The sequence below is a fragment of the Duganella sp. 1224 genome (genome assembly GCF_013408245.1).
In the GTDB taxonomy this organism is placed as follows: Bacteria; Pseudomonadota; Gammaproteobacteria; order Burkholderiales; family Burkholderiaceae_D; genus Rugamonas.
The window spans coordinates 72,732-94,495 of sequence record NZ_JACBYS010000008.1 but is presented as its reverse complement, the minus strand read 5'-3'; the positions used below and the strand labels follow the sequence as shown (position 1 = coordinate 94,495).

Here is a 21,764-nt window from a genome sequence, read left to right as displayed (position 1 = left end):
TATGGCCGCAGTCCTACCGAACGCAGTGCCAGGCGCCCCGATGCCGGGGCTGGCGCGGGCATTGGTGCAAGCGGGACGGCTCTCCGCCGCCCAGGCCGAAGCCTTGCAAAAAAAATCGGTGGCGGAAAAGCAGGCCTTCATCGACGTGCTGCTGGCCAGCGGCGTCATCGAGGCCAAGGCGCTGGCCGCGTTCTGCGCCGACACCTTCGCCTACCCACTGATGGACGTCAACGCCCTCAGCGTCGACGCCCTGCCGGCCAAGATCATCGACAGCAAGCTGATGCAGTCGCAGCGCGTGATCGCGCTGGCCAAGCGCGGCAACAAGATGTCGGTGGCCATCTCCGATCCCACCAACACCCAGGCGCTGGACCAGATCAAGTTCCAGACCGAGTCCACCGTGGAACCGGTGATCGTGGCGCACGACGCGCTGCTGCAACTGCTGGCGCGCATCAGCAAGAGCAGCGAGCAGAGCATCGCCGAACTGGCCGGCGAGGAGGCCGAGATCCAGTTCGCCGAGGAGGAGGACACAACCTCGGCCGCCGCGGACGCCGCCGCCAACGAGGTCGAGGACGCGCCGGTGGTACGCTTCCTCAACAAGATGCTGATGGACGCCGTCAACATGGGCGCCTCCGACCTGCACTTCGAGCCGTTTGAAAAGTTCTACCGCATCCGCTTCCGCGTCGATGGCGTGCTGATCGAGCATGCCCAGCCGCCGATCTCGATCAAGGAAAAGCTGGTGTCGCGCATCAAGGTGCTGGCCAAGCTGGACATCGCCGAAAAACGCGTGCCGCAGGACGGCCGCATGCGCCTGATCGTGTCGCCCACCAAGACCATCGACCTGCGCATCTCGACGCTGCCCACGCTGTTCGGCGAAAAGACCGTGATGCGTATCCTCGACGCCACCCAGGCGCAGATGGGCATCGACTCGCTGGGCTACGAGCCGGACCAGAAGCAGCTGCTGCTGGACGCCATCCAGCGTCCCTACGGCATGGTGCTGGTGACCGGGCCCACCGGCTCGGGCAAGACGGTGTCGCTGTACACCTGCCTCAACATCCTGAACAAGCCGGGCATCAACATTTCCACCGCCGAGGACCCGGCCGAGATCAACCTGCCGGGCGTCAACCAGGTCAACGTCAACGACAAGGCCGGCCTGACCTTCCCGGTGGCGCTCAAGTCCTTCCTGCGCCAGGACCCGGACATCATCATGGTCGGCGAGATCCGCGACCTCGAAACCGCCGACATCGCCATCAAGGCGGCCCAGACCGGCCACATGGTGTTCTCCACGCTGCACACCAACGACGCGCCATCCACGCTGACCCGGCTGCTGAACATGGGGGTGGCGCCGTTCAACATCGCCTCGTCGGTGATCCTGATCACCGCCCAGCGCCTGGCGCGCCGCCTGTGCAGCTGCAAGCAGCCGGCCGACATCGCGCCCGAGCTGCTGCTCAAGGCCGGCTTCGCGCCGGAGGAACTGGACGGCAGCTGGAAACCCTACGGCCCGGTCGGCTGCGAGCGCTGCAACGGCGGTGGCTACAAGGGCCGGGTCGGCATCTACCAGATCATGCCCATCACGCCCGCGATCGAGGCACTGATACTGGCCCACGGCAACTCGATGGAAATTGCCGCCCAGGCGCAGGCGGAAGGTGTCAAGTCGCTGCGCCAGTCCGGCCTGGTCAAGGTCAGGGCCGGCCTGACCAGCCTGGAAGAAGTGCTGGGCTGCACCAACGAATAACAGGACACGAACATGGCACTATCGCGCGGCGCGGGCAATCAGGTGAAGGAATCGGTGTTCGCCTGGGAAGGCAAGGACAAGACCGGCAAGACCGTGCGCGGCGAGCTGCGCGCCGGCGGCGAGGCGGTGGTCAACGTCACGCTGCGGCGCCAGGGCATCATGGTCACCAAGGTCAAAAAGAAGGCCTACCGCTCCGGCAAGAAGATCACCGACAAGGACATCACGCTGTTCACGCGCCAGCTGGCCACCATGATGAAAGCCGGCGTGCCGCTGCTGCAGTCGTTCGATATCGTCGGCAAGGGCCACGCCAATCCGTCGATGTCCAAGCTGGTGATGGAACTGCGCGCCGACATCGAGACCGGCACCAGCCTCAACCAGGCGTTCCGCAAGTTCCCGCTGTATTTCGACCCACTGTTCTGCAACCTGGTGGGCGCCGGCGAACAGGCCGGCATCCTGGAGGACCTGCTGACGCGGCTGGCAATCTACAAGGAAAAGACCCAGGCCATGAAGGGCAAGATCAAGTCGGCGCTGACCTATCCGCTGTCGATCCTGGCGGTGGCCTTCCTGGTCACGGCGGTGATCATGATCTGGGTGGTGCCGGCCTTCAAGGAGGTGTTTGCCAGCTTCGGCGCCAACCTGCCTGCGCCGACGCTGCTGGTGATGGCGATGTCGGCCTTCTTCGTCAACTGGTGGTACGTCATCTTTGGCGGCCTGTTCGCGGCGATTTACTTCTTCTTCCGCGCCTGGCAGCGCTCGCTGGAAATGCAGCGCTTCATGGACAAGCTGCTGCTGCGCCTGCCGGTGTTCGGCGAGGTGATCCGCAAGGCCACCATCGCCCGCTGGACGCGCACGCTGTCGACCATGTTCGCGGCCGGCGTGCCGCTGGTGGAGTCGCTCGACTCGGTGGGCGGCGCGGCCGGCAACGCCGTCTACCTGGACGCCACGCGCCGCATCCAGACCGAGGTCAGCACCGGCACCAGCCTGACGGTGGCCATGCAGAACGCCGAGGTGTTTCCCAACATGGTGACGCAGATGGTGGCCATCGGCGAGGAGTCCGGCGCGCTGGACGCCATGCTGGGCAAGGTGGCCGACTTCTACGAGGACGAGGTGGACGAGGCCGTGGCCTCGCTGTCGGCGCTGATGGAGCCGGCCATCATGGTCATACTCGGCGTGCTGATCGGCGGCCTGGTGATCGCCATGTACCTGCCGATCTTCAAGCTGGGCGCGGTGGTGTGACGCAGTGCATGGGCTCAGTGCATGTGTTGCCGCAGCCAGTCCGCCAGCCGGTGGCGCCAGCCCGGCTGGCAAGGCATCTGGTAGCACACCTCGCCCGGCACGCGCAGCGCCACTTCAGTACCCTGTTCCGCCAGCGTCTGCAGCTCGACCGTGCCGGCCAGCCGCGCGGCCCGTTCGCGCATGGCCGGCAGCGCCCGCGGCGGTGCCCCGCTGACCATGCCGTTGTCGCGCACGTAGAGCGAGAAGAACTCGCAGCCATACACCAGTTCCAGCTCGACGGCGGTGGCCCCGGTGTGCTGGTAGGCGTGATACAGCGCCTCGCGCACGATGGCGTAGATGTCCTCGCCGCGGTCGCCGTTGACCGGCGTCACCCGGCCGCTGACCCGCATGCTGAACGGAATGGCGTAATTTTCCTGCAGCGACTGGCCGATGGCGGCAAACGCCTGGCTCAGCTTGTCGCCGTAGACGACCGGCACGCGCAGCGCCAGGATCTGGTGGCGGCCCTCGGCCAGCACTTCGTCGGCCTGGTCAAGGATGTGGTCGATGGTGGCGCGTTCCGGACTGTCGGCCGCCAGCCGGTGGCCGACGCCCTGGAAGCGCAGGATCATGCCCTGCATGCTTTGCAGCAGCGTGTCGTGCAGCGTGGCCGCCACGCGTTCGCGCTCGGCCAGCAGGCGCAGACGGTCCTCGTACGCGCGCCTGGCCCGGCGCCAGTGCAGCAGGCCGGCGGCACCCAGCGCCACACACATCAGTAAAAGCCCGAGCAGCAAAAAAAAAGAGAACGACAAGATTTGCTCCGAGCGGAAAAACGGAGTTACCACATTGCCATTGTTCCAATGTTTTTACTATCTCTCTGACGAGGTAGTGCAATCGGAAAAAGGGTCGGCAAGGTCGCGGCAATGCTTTACACTGGGCGCCTGTTCATTCATGCATTGTTGACGCCCATGCTGCAATCGTCCCTGCTGTTCGCCCCCGCCGGCGACCTGGCCATCAGCCTCATCGCCGGTGTGTTCGGCCTGCTGTTCGGCAGCTTCCTCAACGTCGTCATTCACCGCCTGCCTATCATGATGCAGCGCGAATCGGATAACTATGTGGCGGAAGAAAGCAACAAGCCGCTGCCGCACACCACGCGCTACAACCTGGTGGTGCCGCGCTCGGCCTGTCCGCACTGCGGGCACCAGATCACCGCGATGGAAAACATCCCGGTCATCAGCTGGCTGGCGCTGCGCGGCAAGTGCAGCAGTTGCAAGGCGCCGATCTCGCCACGCTATCCGCTGGTGGAACTGCTGACCGGCGCACTGTCGGCGCTGATGGTGTGGCGCTTCGGCAGCGGCTGGTCCGGCCTGGCCGCGCTGTTCTTCCTGTACTCGCTGATCGCGCTGACCTTCATCGACGCCGACACCCAGCTGCTGCCGGACGACCTGACCTACCCGCTGCTGTGGGGCGGGCTGCTGATGAACCTCAACGGCACCTACGTGCCGCTGCAGGACGCGGTGATCGGCGCGGCGGCCGGCTACCTGGCGCTGTGGTCGGTGTACTGGCTGTTCAAGCTGGCCACCGGCAAGGAGGGCATGGGCTACGGCGACTTCAAGCTGCTGGCGGCGCTGGGCGCCTGGCTGGGCTGGACCATGCTGCCGGCCATCATCCTGCTGTCGTCGGTGGTGGGCGCGGTGGTGGGCATCTGCCTGATCCTGTTCGCCAAACGCGGCCGCAACAACCCGATTCCGTTCGGTCCCTACCTGGCCGCGGCCGGCCTGATCGCCATGCTGTACGGCGCGCCGCTGAGCGCGTTCACGCTGGGCATCGTTCATCCATGAGCGGCGCTCCGTTCGCCATCGGCCTGACCGGCGGCATCGGCAGCGGCAAGAGCACGGTGGCCGACATGTTTGCCGCGCGCGGCGCCACCATCGTCGACACCGACGTCATCGCCCACGGCATGACCGCGCCGCATGGCCCGGCGATGCCGGCCATCGTGGCCGCCTTCGGCGCCGAATTCGCCGACGCCAGCGGCGCCATGGACCGCGCCCGCATGCGCGCGCTGGTGTTCAGCGACGCCGCCGCCAAGGCGCGGCTGGAGGCCATCCTGCACCCGCGCATCCGCGACGCCGCGCTGGCCGCCGGCGCTGCCGCCACCGGCGCCTACGTGATCTACGCCGTGCCTTTGCTGATCGAATCGGGCACGTGGCGTGCACGGGTCACGCGCGTATTGGCGGTAGACTGTGACGAACAAGTGCAAATTGCCCGCGTGATGGCGCGTAACCATTTGCCGGAAGCGCAGGTCCGCGCCATCATGGCGGCGCAGGTAAGCCGGGCGCAACGGCTGGCGGCGGCGGACGATATCATTATCAATAATGCAGGAATTGCCGATTTGGAGGCGCAAGTCGAGCGTTTGCACCAGTTATATCTGCAAATTCGCTGGTAATTTCGCGGATTAGGGCAATAATGCCTTCGCAACGTTTGTAATTTTGCTTGGCTTGCTTCAAAATCACGAGAATTCAGGTCCATCTATAGAGGGATGTTATTTTGATCGTCTACGAATATCCTTTCAACGAGCGCATCCGCACGTTGTTGCGCCTGGAGGATTTGTACGAGAAATTCAAGTTCTTTGTGCATCAAGAACATCCAATGCAGCACCACGTTGCGCTGGCCACCATCTTCGACATGCTGGAAGTGGCCGGCCGCGCCGACCTGAAATCCGACCTGCTGCAGGAACTGGAGCGCCAGCGCCAGACGCTGCTGGGCTACCGCATGAACCCCAACGTCGCACCGGACATGCTGGACGCCATCCTCGCCGAGGTGGACGGCGTCAGCAGCGCGCTGGTGGCGGCGCAGGGCAAGACCGGCCAGAACGTGCGCGACAACGAATGGCTGATGAGCATCCGCGGCCGCACCATCATTCCTGGCGGCGCCTGCGAGTTTGATCTGCCGTCGTACTACGCCTGGCAGCAGCGGCCGGCGGAGGCGCGCTTCAACGACATCATCAACTGGTTCACGCCGCTGGCGCCGCTGTTCGACGCGCTGGGCCTGGTGCTGCGCCTGCTGCGCGACTCGGGCGCGCCGGTCAAGATGATCGCGGCGGCCGGCAGCTATCAGCAAATGTTGCAAGGCAAGGTGTACCAGATGCTGCGCCTGACGCTGGATGCATCGCAGGGTGCGATCCCGGAGATTTCCGCCAACAAGTACATGCTGTGGGTGCGCTTCACCTCGCAGGGCGGCGACCTGAAACCCAAGCCGTTGGAAGATGATGTACCATTCGAGCTCACGCTCTGTAACTTCTGACGATACCCATGACCACTGTAGTTGAATGCCCGACCTGCTCCGCCAAAGTGGAGTGGAAGCCGGAAAACAAGTTTCGCCCGTTCTGCTCGGAACGCTGCAAGAAAATCGACCTGGGCGCCTGGGCCGAGGAAAAATATGTGATCCCGGCCGCGCCGCCGAAAGACGCGCACGACGAGGAATAACCCCGCAAACCGGCGGCGGGGTCTGTCCCCGTTCGGGGACAGACCCCAGCAGTTGCCTTGGGGTTCAGCGATAGCGCACCTGCTCCAGCCATTCCAACAGCGGTATCGTCGCGGGCAACAGCGGCTCCACCCCGACCGTCCCCTGCCACGCGAACGCCTGCCCTTCCAGACTCTGCGGCTCCCCCGACCAGTCGCGGCTGATGAAGAAATGCAGCCGCACGTGCGCGTGCGGATACACATACTCCACGCCGCACCACTCCTCGGCACTATGGATCGTCAGGCCCAGCTCCTCCACGAACTCGCGCTTCAGCGCCTCCAGCACCGTCTCGCCCGGATCGACCTTACCGCCGGGGAATTCCCAGTACCCTTCATATGGCTTGCCGGCCGGACGCTGGCCCAGCAGCACGTCGCCATCCGGCTTGACCAGGATGCCCACCGCCACATCCACAGGCTTGTGCGTCATGCCAGCTTCCCCGCGTAATCCTTGGCGAACTGCCACGCCACGCGGCCCGAGCGCGAGCCGCGCTGCAAGGCCCAGCGCAGGGCGTCGGCGCGCGCCGCCTCGATCTGCGCCGCGCTGCAGCCCAGCGACGCCAGCCAGTGCGCGACGATGGTCAGGTAATCATCCTGCTTGAACGGATAGAACGTCAGCCACAGGCCAAAGCGCTCGGACAGCGAAATCTTCTCCTCCACCGTTTCACCCGGATGCAGGTCGCCGTGCTCGTCGTGCTTGTAGCTCATGTTGTCGGACATGCGCTCCGGCAGCAGGTGGCGGCGGTTCGACGTGGCGTAAATCAGCACGTTGTCCGACTGCGCCGAGATGCTGCCGTCCAGTGCCACCTTCAGTGCCTTGTAGCCGCTCTCGCCCTCTTCAAACGACAGGTCGTCGCAGAAGAGGATGAAGCGCTCCGGCCGCCCGGCCACCAGATCGACGATGTCCGGCAGCTCGGCCAGGTCGGCCTTGTCGACCTCGATCAGGCGCAGGCCGTCCTTGGCGAACTGGTTCAGGCAAGCCTTGATCAGCGATGACTTGCCGGTGCCGCGCGCGCCGGTCAGCAAGACGTTGTTGGCCGGCTTGCCCGCCACGAACTGGCGCGTGTTCTGCTCGATCTGCTCTTTCTGCGGACCGATGTGCTGCAGATCGTCCAGCGCGATGTTGGACACATGCGCCACCGCCTGCAGATAGCTGGCGGCGTTGGCGCGCTTGCGCCAGCGGAACGCAAAGCCGCGCTCCCACTCCGGCTGCGGCGCGGGCGGCGGCAGGATGGCTTCCACGCGCGCCAGCAGCGCCTCGGCGCGCGCCAGGAATTGTGCGAGAGCGTCCGCCATCTCAGGAACGGTAGTCGGCGTTGATCGACACGTAATCGTGCGACAGGTCGCAGGTGTACACGGTGGCCGTGGCCGCGCCGCGCGCCAGCTTGACGCGCACGGTGATCTCGCTCTGCTTCATCACGCGCTGGCCATCTTCTTCCTTGTAGTCCGGATTGCGGCCGCCGTTCTTGGCCACCCACACATCGTCCAGGTACAGGTTCAGCTTCGACACGTCGAGGTCGTCAACGCCGGCGTAGCCGATCGCGGCCAGGATGCGGCCCAGGTTGGGGTCGGAGGCGAAGAAGGCGGTCTTGACCAGCGGCGAGTGGCCGATCGAGTAGGCGATCTTGCGGCACTCTTCCACGCTGGCGCCCTCTTCCACGATGATGCTCATGAACTTGGTTGCGCCCTCGCCGTCGCGCACGATGGCCTGCGCCAGGAACAGCGACAACTCGGTGACGGCGTCGCGCAGCTGCGCGTATTCCGGCTGCTCGACCGAGGTGATCTCCAGCGTGCCGGCGCCGGTGGCGATCAGCATGAAGGAATCGTTGGTCGAGGTGTCGCCGTCGATGGTGATGCAGTTGAACGAGTGGTCGGCCGCGTGCTTGACCAGCTGGTCCAGCACCGGCTGCGCCACCTTGGCGTCGAACGCCAGGTAGCCCAGCATGGTGGCCATGTTCGGCTTGATCATGCCGGCGCCCTTGGAGATGCCGGTCATGATCACCGTGTGGCCGCCGATGGTGACGGTGCGCGAGCCGGCCTTGGGCTGCGTGTCGGTGGTCATGATGGCTTCGGCGGCATTGAACCAGTTGTCGGCCTTGAGGCCGGCGATGGCCTGCGGCAGGCCGGCGATGACCTTGGCGGCCGGCAGCGGCTCCAGGATCACGCCGGTCGAGAATGGCAGGATCTGGGCCGGCTCGACGCCCAGCTGGGCCGCCAGCGCGGCGCAGGTTTCGTTGGCCAGAGACAGGCCCAGCTCGCCGGTGCCGGCGTTGGCGTTGCCGGTGTTGACCAGCAGCGCGGCGATCGGCTTGCCGCTGGTTTGCGCGGCGGCCAGGTGGGCCTTGGAAATCTGCACCGGCGCCGCGCAGAAGCGGTTCAGCGTGAACACGCCGGCCACGGTGGCGGTCGGCGCCAGCTTCATCACCAGCACATCCTTGCGGTTCGGCTTCTTGATGCCGGCTTCGGCGTAGCCGATTTCAATGCCGGCGACGGGCTTCAGGTCAGCGGCGATGGGCAGGGGGGAATTGACGGCCATGGTCTCGATCTCGTGGGGGTAAAGGGGAAGCCGCTATTGTAATGCCTGGCGCGCCGGGCGCGTGGACCGCAACCGCCGGTCACCATGCCAGAACGGCAAATTTAATGAAACGTCACTGTAGAGATATCGTACAACCTGTTGTTTCTACAGTGTTTTTTGCAGAAAAACCACAGAAAATTAGTACGTTCGTTCGGTTTATCGTTTACTTCTTTGATGCTTTTGGGAAACTGGACTAAGGTAATAAGCGCATGCCCCATCCCCGCATCGACCACAGCAAGAACAGACGGATCACCGTCACACCACAACAACCCCCTAGGATTGAACTCATGAAAAAGCAACTGTTAGTAGCTGCCGTACTCGCTGCCACCGCCGCCGCGCAGGCGCAAGCTGGCGCCCTCGACGATGGCAACCTGAGCATCAGCGGCTTTGGCACGCTGGGCGTGGCCAAGAGCAATACCGACGACGTGAAATTCGCCCGCTACAACCAGGCCGACGGCGTCGGCGACAGCGCCCGCATCGGCCTCGACACCAACCTCGGCCTGCAGGCGACCTATAAGATCAACGACTGGCTGTCCGGCACCGCGCAGGTGCTGACCCGCAAGGCCACCGAACACAGCTTCACCACCGACCTGACCTGGGCCTTCCTCAAAGCCCGCATCAACGACGAGGTGTCGGTACGCGTCGGCCGCGTGGTGGTGCCGACTTTCCTGATTTCCGACTACCAGAACGTCGGCTACGCCAACACCATGATGCGCCCGCCGATCGAACTGTACGGCCAGGCGCCGATTGAAAACTCGGACGGCGCCGACATCAACTACCAGCACGCTTTCGGCGACCTCAACGTCACCGCCCAGGCCTTCGCCGGCGTCAGCCGCGGCAAGCTGTTCGTGTCGTCCGGCGCCGGTTCCACCGCCACCTACCGCGCGCCAGCCGCCGGCTTCAGCGTGGCCGGCGAATACGGCCCGTTCCTGCTGCGCTTCGCCCATGCGCGCGCCGACCTGAAGATCAACGACATCCAGCCGATCAACGCCCTGACCAACACGCTGACCGGCGTCGGCTTCGGCCAGCTGGCCGCCGACCTGACCTTCCGCACCGGCAAGAAGATCGCCTTCACCTCGGTCGGCGGCACCATGGACTGGAACAACATCGTCGCCCAGGCCGAGTACGCGCAGCGCCGCGCCAAGGACGCTGTCTACCTGCCGGACACCAACGCCTGGTACGCGATGGCCGGCTACCGCGTCGGCAAAGTGCTGCCGTACTACGCCCACGCCTCGGCCAAGGGCGCCGGCAGCTCGGTCACCCCGCCGGCCGCGCTGGCCAAAGTGCCGGCGCTGAACGCCGCCGTCACCGGCCTGCTGACCTCGGCCGAGCAGAGCTCCGACATCATCGGCGTGCGCTGGGACTTCGCCAAATCGCTGGCGCTGAAGGTGCAGGTCGACCGCGTCAAGCCCAAGGCCAAATCCGGCCTGCTGATCAACGTGCCGGCCGCCGGCTACAACAAGGACGTCACCGTGGTCGCCGCCGGCCTGGACTTCGTATTCTGAGCGAAAGATACCTACAATGAAAAAGCTTATCAGTGTGTTGCTGCTGTCCGTGCTGGGCGGCGCCCTGCTGCCGGCATCGGCGGAAATCGTCGTCATCGTCAGCAAGCAGAATCCGGCCACGCGCATGTTCTCGGAACAGGCGTCGCAATTCTTCCTCGGCAAATCCAACCTGTTCACGCCGGTCGACCAGGCCGATGGCTCGGCCATCCGCAACGAGTTCTACAAGAAGGTGGCGGACAAGGACGCGGCCCAGGTCAAGGCCCTGTGGTCCAAGCTGGTGTTCACCGGCAAGGCCACGCCGCCGAAGGAATTCCCCAACAGCGCCGAGGTGAAGAAGGCGGTAGCTGCCGATCCGAAAGCAATCGGCTATATTGACAAGTCGGCAGTTGACGATACCGTCAAAGTGATCTTGACGCTGCCTTAATCCAGGTCGCCCTGCCCGCCCGCCGCGCCACCCGCGCGGCGGGCCCCTGCGCTCCTGGCCTCGCCACAAGGCGTGACCGTTTTAAGTTTATCGCTGCGCCCTCCCTCTCTCTCTCCCTCAGCCCCTACGCCACGCTTGGCCGGCTGCCTGAACTGAACAACTACCTGACCGAAATGCTGTCCGATCCGGACGACAGCTTCCTGCGCTACCTCACCATCCTGGACGAGCGCGAGCAGCCGATCATCGCCGTCGGCAAGCGCGACATGCCGCTGCAGCCGGCGCTGCGCGCGGGCGGCGCCCGCGTCCAGGGCGCGCGCACGCTGCTCAGCGGCGCCATGCTGCACGCGCGCGCGCCGCTGCTGCTGGCCGACAACCGCATCGGCAGCATCAACTTCGGCCTCAGCACGCGCGACCTGCGCCAGGCGCGCGACGAGGTGCTGATGCAGAGCTGCGTCATCGCGCTGGCCGGCTTCGCGCTGGAGGTGCTGATGTTCTACGTGTTCACGCACGGCATCGGCCGCCGGCTGCAGGCGCTGACCGGCGAGTCGCGCCAGATGGCGCTGGGCGACTACAGCAAGGCCTTGCCGGTGCACGGCGACGACGAGATCGCCGTCTTCACGCGCGCGCTGAACGCCATGAGCGCGGCGCTGCGCGAACGCATCGCCCAGCTGGAGCAGTCGCAGCGCAAGCTGTCCGAGTCCGAGGCGCGCTTCAAGACGCTGTTCGACATGGCGCCGCTGCCGCTGACCGTGACCGACCGCGACGGCCGCGTGGTCGCCGCCAACCGCGCCGTGGCCCACACCTTCGGGCCGGCCGCGCTCAACCTGATCGGCAAGCGCATGGGGCAAGGCGGCACCGGGCTGGGCATGAACATCGTCTACAACCTGGTCACCGGCGTGCTGGGCGGGCGCATCAGCATCGACGCGGCGCCCGGCGCCGGCACCACCATCCACCTGCTGCTGCCGCGCGTGGCGCCGCAGCGCCAGCCGCTCAGCGCGACTTTTGCTGCTTGAAGTGGTCTTCCATCGCCGAGAAGCTCGGGCGCTGGGTGGCGGAGATGACCTTGCGGCCGAACTCCACCGCCAGCGTCGGCGCGTAGCCGTTGAGGCTGGCGATCAGCGTGACCTTGACGCACTGGTACATCTTGGTCGACTCCTGCAGCTTGCGCTCCAGCAGGCTGGCGATCGGGCCGCACACGCCGTATGACAGCAGGATGCCAAGGAAGGTGCCGACCAGCGCGGCGGCGATCAGATTGCCCAGTTCGGCGGGCGGCGAGCCCACCGAACCCATGGTGTGCACCACGCCCATCACCGCCGCCACGATGCCGAACGCCGGCAAGCCCTCGGCCAGCCGGGTGATGGCGTGGATAGGGATTTCGCCGTCCTGGTGATGGACTTCGATCTCGTTGTCCATCAGGTTTTCGATCTGGAACGGGTCCATATTGCCCGACACCATCAGGCGCAGGTAGTCGGTAATAAACTCGGTCAGGTGGTGGTCGGCCAGGATGGCCGGGAATTTGGTGAAGATCGGGCTGTTGGCCGGCGCCTCGACATCGCCCTCGACCGCCATCAGGCCCTCCTTGCGGATCTTCAGCAGGATTTCGTACAACAGCGACAGCAAGTCGAGATACAGCGCATTGGTCTGCCGGGCCGTCTGGAACAAGGTCGGCAGCGCCGCCAGCGTGGCGCGGCGCGCCTTGGCGTCATTGGAAATCACGAAGGCGCCGAGCGCGCCGCCGGCGATCATCATCAACTCATACGGCTGATACAGCGGCCCCAGATGCCCGCCCTCCAGCGCAAAGCCGCCGAATACGCCCGCCAGCACAATTACGATACCAATGATCACCGCCATCAAACTGCCTCATTGCAGAGTTGTTAGTGGTGTAACTTTAACACAGGCAATAAATACCGACGGCGCGTTATCCGGCAGCGCGGATTCAAGCGGAATCTTGCGGCTGAGTACCTGCTTTTTGCAGTTCGTCGCATGCTGAAGATATGGCAACACGCTCCAGTTTAATATGCGATCAGTCCACTTATCCGGAGACCTACCGATGAAAAAACTGATTCCCTTCGCGCTGGCCGCGCTGCTGGCCAGCGGCAGCGCTGTCGCCCAGGGTGCCAAAGAGGTGAGCGACGCCCGCGCCGCCACCGAGAACTTCATGAAACTGATGGACGCGGAAGAGTATTCCGCCGCCTGGAACGCCAGCGCCGACAGCGTGCGCAAGGAGACGTCGAAGATGGCCTGGAACCTGCTCTCCAGCGCCGTCCACCTGCCGCTGGGCGCGGCCAGGGGACACAGCTACAAGTCCGCCAGCGTCAAGCCGGGCACCATCACCTTCGAGTACGTCGGCGACTACGAAAACAGCCACAACGTCCAGGAAAGCATCACCACCGTGCGCGAGAAGGATGGCATGTGGCGCGTCTCCGGCTACGGCATCCACGCCGACAGCAAGCCAGCCACGCCGTAAATCAGGTCGGCGCGACGCGGCAACGGTAGGTAAAGGTGGTGGCGGCGTCGGACGAGGTCACCTCCAGCACGCCGCCGTGCGAGACGGCGATTTCGGAGGCGATGAACAGCCCCAGGCCCAGGCCCAGCCCCTGGCCGCCGGTGGCGCTGTCCGAACGCCAGAACGGCTTGAACAGCTGCGCCTGCGTTTCCGCCGGAATCGCCGGCCCGCTGTTGGTCACCGACAATTCGAACATGCCGTCCGCCAGCCGCGCGCCGACCCGCACCGGGGTCGACGGGCTGCCGTGGATGATCGCGTTCTTCAGCAGGTTGGACAGCAACTGCACCAGCCGCGGCGCGTCGCACCGCAGCGCGATGGCCGCCGGCAGCTCGGCCACGATCTCGCGCTGTGGAAACACATTGCGCAGCTCGTCGATCGCCTGCTGCAGCGACCATTCCAGGTTGCTCTCGTGCTGCAGGTTGAGCGCGATGCCGCCGCCCATGCGCCCGCGCGTGAAATCGGTGACGTCGTCGATCATCGCGGCGATGCGGTGGCTGCTGCGGTGCATGGTGTCCAGCAGCGGCATCAGCGAGGCCGGCGCGCGGTGGCGCAGGATCTCGGTGCCGTTCATGATGGTGCTCAGCGGCGTGCGGATGTCGTGCCCCAGCATGGCGATGAACTGCTCGCGCAGCTTGGCGGTCCGCATCTCGTCGCTGAGCGCGGCCTGCGCCTCGTCCAGCACCACTTCGCTTTGCAGCTGGCGACTGATCAGGTCGGCAAACAGCATCAGCGTGTTGCGCGTGGCCGTCTTGTTGAGCTCGGCCCTATGCTTGTCCAGCCCGCACAGCGAACCGAAATATTCGCCGCTGGGGCGGTACAGCGGGATCGAGAAATAGCTCTCGAAGCCATAGATGCGCGGCGTGTGGTGGTCGCGGTATTGCTCGCTCTCGCTGACCGCGTCGATGATGACGGCGCAGCGCGTGTGCTGCACCTCCTGGCACAAGGTGGTGCTGATGTCCAGCGCGCTGCCGGGCACCAGGTTGAAGCCCAGTTTGTCCAGCACAGCGCACGAGTGCCACGACGTCGGCGTGACCCGGGCGATGCAGACGAAGCCCAGACCGGTCAGCTCGGCCACCGCCTCCAGGATGGTCGGCACGGCGCTGATCTTCGCGATAGTCGCGATGTCCGCGTCCAAGCTCTGCTTCATTGCCTGCCTCCGCTGTGTGGTCCCGCATAACGAAAAAAAACCCGTAAAGCGATGCAGCTTTACGGGTTCATTGTCTACCAGATGGGCGGCTTACGCCAGCTTGCCGTGGCAGGCTTTGTATTTTTTACCGCTGCCGCATGGGCAAGGATCGTTGCGGCCGACCTTCAGGCCCAGCTCCATTAGCTGTTCGCCGGTCAGGTTCTGCAGCTCCGGCGGCAGGCCGCTGAACTGCGGCGGCGCCAGCAGCTCTTCCGGCGCCGCGTTCGGGTTGAAGTCGGCGTGCTGGTAGCTGACGTTTTCCACGTGCGACTGCTGCATCGCCGCTTCCGCCGCGTCGATCTCTTCGCGCGACTGGATGCGCACGGTCATGATCAGCTTGACGACCTCGTTCTTGATCATGTCCAGCATCTGGCCGAACAGCTCGAACGCCTCGCGCTTGTATTCCTGCTTGGGATTCTTCTGGGCGTAGCCGCGCAGGTGGATGCCCTGGCGCAAGTGGTCCAGCGCCGCCAGGTGCTCGCGCCAGTGCGAGTCGACCGACTGCAGCATGACGTTGCGCTCGAAGCCGCCGAACGATTCCTTGCCGACGATGTCCACCTTCGACTGGTACAGCGCGTCGGCGGCGCCGATCACGCGTTCCAGGATGTCCTCGTCGGTCAGGTTGGGCTCGGATTCCAGCATGGACACCAGCGGCAGGTCGATCTGCCACTCGGCCGCCAGCGCGGCCTGCAGGCCCTTCAGGTTCCACTGTTCCTCGACCGATTCTTCCGGCACGTACTCGCGCACCAGGTCGGTGAAGGCGCCGTGGCGCAGCGACTGGATCAGTTCCGAAATGTCGGCCGCCTCCAGCAGCTCGTTACGCTGCTGGTAGATCACCTTGCGCTGGTCGTTGGCGACGTCGTCGTATTCCAGCAGCTGTTTGCGGATGTCGAAGTTGCGCGCCTCGACCTTGCGCTGCGCCGACTCGATCGAGCGCGAGACGATGCCCGCCTCGATCGGTTCGCCTTCCGGCATCTTCAGGCGGTCCATCACCGCGCGCACGCGGTCGCCGGCGAAGATGCGCAGCAGCGGGTCGTCCAGCGACAGGAAGAAGCGCGACATGCCCGGGTCGCCCTGGCGGGCGGCGCGGCCGCGCAGCTGGTTGTCGACGCGGCGCGACTCGTGGCGCTCGGTGCCGACGATGTGCAGGCCGCCGGCCGCCACCACCTGCTCGTGCAGCGCCTGCCAGCCGTCGCGCAGCTTCTGCGCCTGGGCCGCCTTGTCGGCGTCGCTCAAGTCAGGATTGGCCTCGATGAACTGGATTTGCTTTTCAACGTTACCGCCCAGCACGATGTCGGTGCCGCGGCCGGCCATGTTGGTGGCGATGGTGATCGCCTTCGGCGAACCGGCCTGGGCGATGATTTCCGCCTCGCGGGCGTGCTGTTTCGCGTTCAGCACGTTGTGCGGCAGGCCGGCCTTGGTCAGGATGCTCGACAGCAACTCGGAGTTTTCAATCGAGGTGGTGCCCACCAGCACCGGCTGGCCGCGCTCGTAGCACTCGCGGATTTCCAGCATCATGGCGTTGTATTTTTCCTGCGCCGACTTGTACACCTGGTCCTGGCGGTCCTTGCGCTGCGATGGCCGGTTGGGCGGTATCACCACCGTCTCCAGGCCGTAGATCTCCTGGAATTCGTAGGCTTCGGTGTCGGCCGTGCCGGTCATGCCGGCCAGCTTGCTGTACATGCGGAAGTAGTTCTGGAAGGTGATCGAGGCCAGCGTCTGGTTCTCGTTCTGGATCTTGACGCCCTCTTTCGCCTCGACCGCCTGGTGCAGGCCGTCGGACCAGCGGCGGCCGGTCATCAGACGGCCGGTGAATTCGTCGACGATCACCACTTCGTTGTTCTGCACCACGTAGTGCTGGTCCTTGAAGTACAGCGCGTGCGCGCGCAGCGCCGCGTACAGGTGGTGCACCAGCGAGATGTTGGCCGAGTCGTACAGCGAGGCGCCTTCCGGCAGCAGGCCCATCTGCGTCAGGATGCGCTCGGCCTTCTCGTGGCCGGCTTCGGTCAGCAGCACCTGGTGGGCTTTTTCGTCCTTGGTGTAATCGCCGGGGACTTCCACCTTGCCCTTGCCGTCCGGGGTTTCCTCGCCAATCTGCAGGGTCAGCAGCTTGGGCACTTCATTGATCTTGTAGTACAGGTCGGTGTGGTTCTCGGCCTGGCCGGAGATGATCAGCGGGGTGCGCGCCTCGTCGATCAGGATCGAGTCGACCTCGTCGACGATGCCGAAGTTCAGCACGCGCTGCACGCGGTCCTTGGCGTCGAACACCATGTTGTCGCGCAGGTAGTCGAAGCCGAATTCGTTGTTGGTGCCGTAGGTGATGTCAGAGGCGTAGGCCTGCTGCTTGGCGCCGTGCTCCATCTGCGACAGGTTGATGCCGGTGGTCAGGCCGAGCCAGCCGTACAGCTTGGCCATGGTGTCGGCGTCGCGCTGCGCCAGGTAATCATTGACGGTGACAATGTGCACGCCCTTGCCGGACAGCGCGTTCAGGTAGGCCGGCAGGGTCGCGGTCAGGGTCTTGCCCTCGCCGGTGCCCATTTCGGCGATTTTGCCGTAGTGCAGCACCATGCCGCCGATCATCTGCACGTCGAAGTGGCGCATCTTCATCACGCGCTTGGAGGCTTCGCGGCAGACGGCGAAGGCTTCCGGCAGGATCTGGTCCAGCGTTTCGCCGTTGGCGAGGCGTTCCTTGAAGGCTGGCGTTTTGGCTTGCAGCTCGGCGTCCGACAGTTTTTCCATCGCCGGTTCGAGCGCATTGATCTCGCGTACCGTTTTTTGGTATTGCTTGAGCAGGCGCTGGTTGCGGCTGCCGAAAATCTTGGTCAGAAAAGACATGCTTGAATTCTTAGAAAAACGCCGTTAAAAAAAGCTCCGCGCCTTGACGCACTGAGTCGGACTGTGGCAAAAGACAATGATTTTATCACGCGTCCGGCGCTACATTGGGTTATTGGCCGGTATAACAATAGCCCGAGCGTGAACAATGTCACAAAATCAACCGATTTTAACCGCTGGTGACGATTTTGGGGCGATGTCCGGATCTGTGATATGTTTCGCGCCATGCGATTCAATTCCTCCAACCTCGCGCTGAAGCGGCGCGCGCCGGTGGTCGCCACCGATTTCCTGCGCCGCAACGACCGCATGGCGGCGCTGCTGCCGGCCATCGAGCGCATGGCGCGCCTGCAGAAGGACTGCGCCGAATGCCTGCCGGCCATGTTCAAGCATTGCGAGATCCTGTCGTTCGAGGACGGCCAGCTGCTGCTGTCGCTGCCGACCACCGCGCTGGCGGCCAAGCTCAAGCAGCAATTACCAAAACTGCAAGACACGCTGGCGCGGCGCGGCTGGCAAGTGACCGGCGTACGCATCAAGGTGCAGATGACCAAGGCGGCCGAGATCAAGGAACAGATGCGTTCGCTGGAACTGCCGCCGGCGGCGGTCGAGGCCTTCGACCAGTTGGGCGCGGCGCTGGAGGCCAGCCCGCAGAACAGCCCGCTGATCGAGGCGGTCAAGGCCATGGTGGCGCGCCGCCGGGCCGGCTAACGCCGCCAACCGCCACCGTCATTCCGGCGCACGCCGGAATCCATACACAGCCTGCTTGATGGCGATGCCACCGTTCCATGGGTTCCGGCCTGCGCCGGAACGACGTGTCAACTTAAGTGAGCGCCCACTCGCGCGCCATCTGGCGCACATAGGATTGCGGCGCCACGTCAGTGCTGTCAAACGTGACGATTTCGTAGGCATCCGGGTGCTTCAGCAATTCCAGCAGCAACTGGTTGTTCAGCGCATGGCCGGACTTGTGCGCCTCGTAGCTGGCCAGCAGCGGGTGGCCCACCAGGTACAGGTCGCCGATGGCGTCGAGTATCTTGTGGCGCACGAACTCGTCCTCGTAGCGCAGGCCGTCGGAATTGAGAATCCGGTACTCGTCCATCACGATCGCGTTCTCCAGCGAACCGCCGCGCGCCAGGCCGATGCCGCGCAACATCTCCACATCCTGCATGAAGCCGAAGGTGCGCGCGCGCGCCACGTCGTGCACGTACGAGACGTCGCCGAAATCCACGTGCGCGCGCTGCTGCGTGCCGTCCACCGCCGGGTGGTTGAATTCGATAAAGAAGTCGAGCTTGAAGCCATCGTGCGGCAGCAGCCGCGCCCACTTCTCCTTGTCGCCGCTGCCCTCGCGGATCTCGACCGGCTTCAGCACGCGGATGAATTTCTTGGCGGCCGGCTGCTCCAGCACGCCAGCCTGTTGCAATAAAAACACGAACGACGATGCCGAGCCGTCCATGATCGGGATTTCCTCGGCGCTGACCTCGATGTACAGATTGTCAATGCCGAGACCGGCGCAGGCCGACATCAGGTGCTCCACCGTGGAGACGCGCGCGCCCTCCTTCACCAGCACCGAGGCCATGCGGGTATCCCCCACCGCCATGGCGCTGGACGGGAATTCCACCACCGGGTCGAGATCGACGCGGCGGAACACGATGCCGGTATCCGGCGCGGCCGGGCGCAAGGTCAGCTCGACCTTGGTGCCGGAGTGCAGGCCGACACCCGTGGTGCGGACCAGTTCTTTGATCGTACGTTGTTTTAGCATCCGGCGATTATAACGAACTGTGGTTAAGGATGCTCGGCTTCAACATGCACCGCCTCGCGCCGCACCAGGTAGACACCGCTGGCAATGATGATGCCGGCGCCCAGCAAGGTGTAGCCGTCCGGCAGCGCCTGCCACAACAGCCAGTCGATGGCCACGCCCCAGGCCAGCGCCGTGTACTCGAACGGCGCCACGATCGACGCCTTGCCGGTGCTGAAGGCCTTGGTGATCGCCAACTGGCCGAAGAAGCCGGACAGCGCCAGCGCCAGCAGGATCCAGCCATGCTCGGCGCGCACCGGCACCCAGTTGCGGTAGCACAGCGCCAGCGCGCCGGCCGCCATCAGGGTCAGCAGCCAGAACATCATCGACTCGGTGCTGTCGGTGCGCGCCAGCACGCGCGCGCTGATGGCCGATACCGCGTAGCAGCTGGCCGCCGCCAGGATGGCCAGCCCGCCCAGCGACAGAAAGCCGGCGCCCTCGGGACGCAGCACCACCAGCACGCCCAGCAGCCCGACCGCGATGGCCACCCACTGGCCCGCGCCGACCTGCTCCTTCAGCACCCACACCGACAGCGCCGTGATCAGCGCCGGCGCAATAAAGAAGATCGAATACGCCTCGGCCAGCGACAGCGACTGCAGCCCATAGGCAAAGGTGGTCAGCATGCCGATGCCGAGCGCGGCGCGGAACAGATGCATCGGCCAGCGCACCCGCAGCACGGTCTTGAAGGCGCCGCGATACAGCATGTAGCCGCACAGCAGCGGCAGCGAGCTGAGCGAACGCAGCGCGGTCACCTGCATGGCGGGATAGTGGGCGGACAGCAGCTTCATGCTGGTGTCCATGAACGAGAACATGGCGACGGCGGTCAGCATCGCATAGATGCTGCGCAGGTTTTCTTGGCGGCTGGACAGAGGAAGCTCCATGACGACAGGCCCGTGGCGGACCAACAGGACGTCATTGTGGCGACGCCCGGAGCCAGGACGGCGCGCGGCGCCATCGCTGCCATTATAGCAAGCCGGCGCCGGCCTGCATCCGAATCGGCCGCCGGCGCGTAACTCAGGTTATCGCCCGCCATCAGGAAAGTCGCATGTCGAACGGATTAAACCAACGCTTCAAGCTGAACCCCGTGGAATTTCTCTCGTCCTACTGGGACATCAACTCCTCCCAGCCGCAGTACGGCGAAGGCTACGGCATCGACGTCAACGGCATCGCCCACCTCGACCTGCGCGAGCTGGCGCCGGAAACGGTGGAGATCAAGAAGGCCGCCAGCGGCCTGCTGGCCTTCATCGGCAACGAGGCGCCGGTCAGGGCCTATTACCTGCCGGCGCACTTCGACCAGACCACCAGCCTGCAACTGGGCCGCGACGCCGACTACTTTTTCACCGACACCATCACCGGCTGCCAGTTCATGGCGTACGGGAACAACCGGCACAACCTGACCGTCTGCCACGTCAATGCCCTGGAGCGCGGCAACTGCGCGTACGACGCCGAGGCGGCCGAGGTGCGCACTGCCAATTATCCGGTGCAGATTATCTACGGCAAGCGCCAGTACCAGGGCGACCTGTCGCCGCTGGACGCGCCCGAGGTAGTGGTGACGGTGATCGGCTGGCGCCGCGCCGACGGCTGGCATTTCTACCAGCGCCGCCGCGTCAACCGCTCCAACCACCGGCGCGTGCTCGGCGCCGCCGCGCAGGAACTCTAGGCGGGCAACAGCATCACCAGCTTGAGGTCGTGGCGCTGGGCGAGGTGCAGGGTGACCTGGTTGAAAAGGAGTTCGCCGGCGCGCGGATGGTGGAAGCGGCGCTGGCCGCCCTCGCGGCTGACCACGTCCTGCTGCCGCCACAGCGCGTCGAACGCCGGGCTGTCCTGCGACAGCTCGGCGATGAGCGCGGATAGCGCGGCGTCGCCGGCATGCTTACCGATGTCGGCGCGGAATTCGGCCACCAGGCGGCGCGCACGTTCGTCCCAGTCGACGATCAAGCCGCGCGCGGCCGGGGCGCGGAACATGAAGCGCAACAGGTTGGGCCGCGCCGGCGCTGCCACTTCCACATCCAGCCAGCCGCCGAACAGGGCCGCCGCGTGCGCGTTCCACGCCACCGCGTCCCACTGCCGGTCCAGCACGTAGGCCGGCGCATCGATGGCGGCGACGATGGCGTCCAGCGCCTCGCCGCCATCGTCCGGCGCATCGTCATGTTGCGGGTCGAGCCGTTCGGCCAGGCCGAACAGATAGCCGCGCTCGGCCGCGCTGAGTTGCAGCACCTCCGCCATGCGCGCCAGCAGCTTGCCGGACGCCGAGACTGGCCTGCCCTGCTCCAGCCACGTCAGCCAGGTCGGGCTGACATCGCACAGTTGCGCCAATTCCTCGCGCCGCAGTCCCGGCGTGCGACGCCGCCCGCCGGCCGGCAAGCCGACGCTGGCCGGCGTGGTGCGCTCGCGATGCGCGCGGATGAACGATCCCAGGGTGTCTTGCATGGTAGGTCCTTATACCAGGATAAATCCTTGTCTTGTTACAGGATAAAAACCCGCC

22 protein-coding genes are annotated in these 21,764 nt (G+C 65.1%); 12 read left to right on the top strand and 10 right to left on the bottom strand.

Annotation, left to right across the window (positions count from 1 at the left end; all coding sequences use genetic code 11):
* Position 1: 1 nt before the first annotated feature.
* Both pilB and FHW58_RS24425 read left to right on the top strand, forming a co-directional pair.
* Positions 2 to 1,732 carry a type IV-A pilus assembly ATPase PilB gene (pilB, locus tag FHW58_RS24430; protein WP_179675785.1) on the top strand — a complete coding sequence of 577 codons (1,731 nt, stop codon included), beginning with the start codon at positions 2 to 4 and terminating at the stop codon, positions 1,730 to 1,732.
* 12 nt (positions 1,733 to 1,744) lie between these two features.
* The gene (locus FHW58_RS24425) at positions 1,745 to 2,968 is read left to right on the top strand and encodes a type II secretion system F family protein (protein WP_179675784.1); all 1,224 of its coding nucleotides are present in this window, start codon (positions 1,745 to 1,747) and stop codon (positions 2,966 to 2,968) included.
* 14 nt (positions 2,969 to 2,982) lie between these two features.
* Here FHW58_RS24425 and FHW58_RS24420 read toward each other — a convergent pair whose 3' ends face one another.
* A complete protein-coding gene (locus tag FHW58_RS24420) occupies positions 2,983 to 3,756 on the bottom strand; it encodes a sensor histidine kinase (RefSeq protein ID WP_179675783.1) in 774 nt (257 codons plus the stop codon).
* Positions 3,757 to 3,912: 156 nt separating this feature from the next.
* Between FHW58_RS24420 and FHW58_RS24415 the strand changes: the two genes are divergently transcribed.
* The 4 genes from FHW58_RS24415 (at position 3,913) to FHW58_RS24400 (ending at position 6,429) form a co-directional block, all read left to right on the top strand.
* Positions 3,913 to 4,785 (top strand): A24 family peptidase, encoded by an 873-nt coding sequence (locus FHW58_RS24415; protein WP_179675782.1) that lies wholly within the window; start codon positions 3,913 to 3,915, stop codon positions 4,783 to 4,785.
* Complete coding sequence (gene coaE / locus FHW58_RS24410) at positions 4,782 to 5,390, top strand: dephospho-CoA kinase (protein ID WP_179675781.1); 609 nt, start codon at positions 4,782 to 4,784, stop codon at positions 5,388 to 5,390. The genes FHW58_RS24415 and coaE overlap by 4 nt, the downstream gene beginning before the upstream one ends.
* 101 nt (positions 5,391 to 5,491) lie before the next feature.
* Positions 5,492 to 6,247, top strand: coding sequence for a cell division protein ZapD (zapD, locus tag FHW58_RS24405; RefSeq protein WP_179675780.1), 756 nt, complete (start codon positions 5,492 to 5,494; stop codon positions 6,245 to 6,247).
* A gap of 8 nt (positions 6,248 to 6,255) precedes the next feature.
* On the top strand, positions 6,256 to 6,429 hold the full coding sequence (locus tag FHW58_RS24400; RefSeq protein ID WP_179675779.1) for a DNA gyrase inhibitor YacG: 174 nt from the start codon (positions 6,256 to 6,258) through the stop codon (positions 6,427 to 6,429).
* Positions 6,430 to 6,493: 64 nt separating this feature from the next.
* On the opposite strand, the gene FHW58_RS24395 is transcribed toward FHW58_RS24400, so the two are convergent.
* Genes FHW58_RS24395 through argJ form a run of 3 tightly spaced genes read right to left on the bottom strand, consistent with a single transcriptional unit; the run spans position 6,494 to position 8,998 of the window.
* Positions 6,494 to 6,892, bottom strand: coding sequence for an NUDIX domain-containing protein (locus tag FHW58_RS24395; protein ID WP_179675778.1), 399 nt, complete (start codon positions 6,890 to 6,892; stop codon positions 6,494 to 6,496).
* Complete coding sequence (locus tag FHW58_RS24390; protein WP_179675777.1) at positions 6,889 to 7,758, bottom strand: ATP-binding protein; 870 nt, start codon at positions 7,756 to 7,758, stop codon at positions 6,889 to 6,891. The genes FHW58_RS24395 and FHW58_RS24390 overlap by 4 nt, the downstream gene beginning before the upstream one ends.
* Position 7,759: 1 nt before the next feature.
* Complete coding sequence (argJ, locus tag FHW58_RS24385; RefSeq protein WP_179675776.1) at positions 7,760 to 8,998, bottom strand: bifunctional glutamate N-acetyltransferase/amino-acid acetyltransferase ArgJ; 1,239 nt, start codon at positions 8,996 to 8,998, stop codon at positions 7,760 to 7,762.
* Positions 8,999 to 9,324: 326 nt separating this feature from the next.
* On the opposite strand from argJ, the gene FHW58_RS24380 reads away from it, so the two are divergent.
* The 3 genes from FHW58_RS24380 (at position 9,325) to FHW58_RS24370 (ending at position 11,979) form a co-directional block, all read left to right on the top strand.
* Positions 9,325 to 10,542 carry a porin gene (locus tag FHW58_RS24380; protein ID WP_179675775.1) on the top strand — a complete coding sequence of 406 codons (1,218 nt, stop codon included), beginning with the start codon at positions 9,325 to 9,327 and terminating at the stop codon, positions 10,540 to 10,542.
* A 16-nt stretch (positions 10,543 to 10,558) separates the two neighbouring features.
* A complete protein-coding gene (locus FHW58_RS24375; RefSeq protein WP_179675774.1) occupies positions 10,559 to 10,966 on the top strand; it encodes a hypothetical protein in 408 nt (135 codons plus the stop codon).
* Between the two features lie 173 nt (positions 10,967 to 11,139).
* Positions 11,140 to 11,979, top strand: a complete 840-nt coding sequence (locus FHW58_RS24370; protein ID WP_179675773.1) for a HAMP domain-containing protein — start codon at positions 11,140 to 11,142, stop codon at positions 11,977 to 11,979.
* Here the strand turns inward: FHW58_RS24370 and motA are convergent.
* Positions 11,957 to 12,817: a flagellar motor stator protein MotA gene (motA, locus tag FHW58_RS24365; protein ID WP_179675772.1), complete on the bottom strand. Its 861-nt coding sequence runs from the start codon at positions 12,815 to 12,817 to the stop codon at positions 11,957 to 11,959. The two genes, FHW58_RS24370 and motA, sit on opposite strands and share 23 nt — an antisense overlap.
* Positions 12,818 to 13,016: 199 nt before the next feature.
* On the opposite strand from motA, the gene FHW58_RS24360 reads away from it, so the two are divergent.
* Positions 13,017 to 13,433: a DUF4019 domain-containing protein gene (locus FHW58_RS24360; protein ID WP_179675771.1), complete on the top strand. Its 417-nt coding sequence runs from the start codon at positions 13,017 to 13,019 to the stop codon at positions 13,431 to 13,433.
* Between the two features lies 1 nt (position 13,434).
* On the opposite strand, the gene FHW58_RS24355 is transcribed toward FHW58_RS24360, so the two are convergent.
* Positions 13,435 to 14,619: a sensor histidine kinase KdpD gene (locus tag FHW58_RS24355; protein ID WP_179675770.1), complete on the bottom strand. Its 1,185-nt coding sequence runs from the start codon at positions 14,617 to 14,619 to the stop codon at positions 13,435 to 13,437.
* Positions 14,620 to 14,709: 90 nt separating this feature from the next.
* Positions 14,710 to 17,493, bottom strand: a complete 2,784-nt coding sequence (gene secA, locus FHW58_RS24350; protein ID WP_179675769.1) for a preprotein translocase subunit SecA — start codon at positions 17,491 to 17,493, stop codon at positions 14,710 to 14,712.
* A gap of 222 nt (positions 17,494 to 17,715) precedes the next feature.
* Here secA and FHW58_RS24345 point away from each other — a divergent pair, with 222 nt between their 5' ends.
* Positions 17,716 to 18,195: a DciA family protein gene (locus tag FHW58_RS24345; RefSeq protein WP_229265480.1), complete on the top strand. Its 480-nt coding sequence runs from the start codon at positions 17,716 to 17,718 to the stop codon at positions 18,193 to 18,195.
* A 112-nt stretch (positions 18,196 to 18,307) separates the two neighbouring features.
* Here the strand turns inward: FHW58_RS24345 and lpxC are convergent, their stop codons facing one another.
* Together lpxC and FHW58_RS24335 are read right to left on the bottom strand one after the other, a co-directional pair.
* The gene (lpxC, locus tag FHW58_RS24340; RefSeq protein ID WP_179675767.1) at positions 18,308 to 19,243 is read right to left on the bottom strand and encodes a UDP-3-O-acyl-N-acetylglucosamine deacetylase; all 936 of its coding nucleotides are present in this window, start codon (positions 19,241 to 19,243) and stop codon (positions 18,308 to 18,310) included.
* Between the two features lie 23 nt (positions 19,244 to 19,266).
* Positions 19,267 to 20,109, bottom strand: coding sequence for a DMT family transporter (locus tag FHW58_RS24335; RefSeq protein WP_179675881.1), 843 nt, complete (start codon positions 20,107 to 20,109; stop codon positions 19,267 to 19,269).
* 215 nt (positions 20,110 to 20,324) lie between these two features.
* On the opposite strand from FHW58_RS24335, the gene FHW58_RS24330 reads away from it, so the two are divergent.
* The gene (locus FHW58_RS24330) at positions 20,325 to 20,939 is read left to right on the top strand and encodes a hypothetical protein (RefSeq protein WP_179675766.1); all 615 of its coding nucleotides are present in this window, start codon (positions 20,325 to 20,327) and stop codon (positions 20,937 to 20,939) included.
* Here the strand turns inward: FHW58_RS24330 and FHW58_RS24325 are convergent.
* Positions 20,936 to 21,709 carry a helix-turn-helix transcriptional regulator gene (locus FHW58_RS24325; RefSeq protein ID WP_179675765.1) on the bottom strand — a complete coding sequence of 258 codons (774 nt, stop codon included), beginning with the start codon at positions 21,707 to 21,709 and terminating at the stop codon, positions 20,936 to 20,938. The two genes, FHW58_RS24330 and FHW58_RS24325, sit on opposite strands and share 4 nt — an antisense overlap.
* Between the last annotated feature and the right edge of the window lie 55 nt (positions 21,710 to 21,764).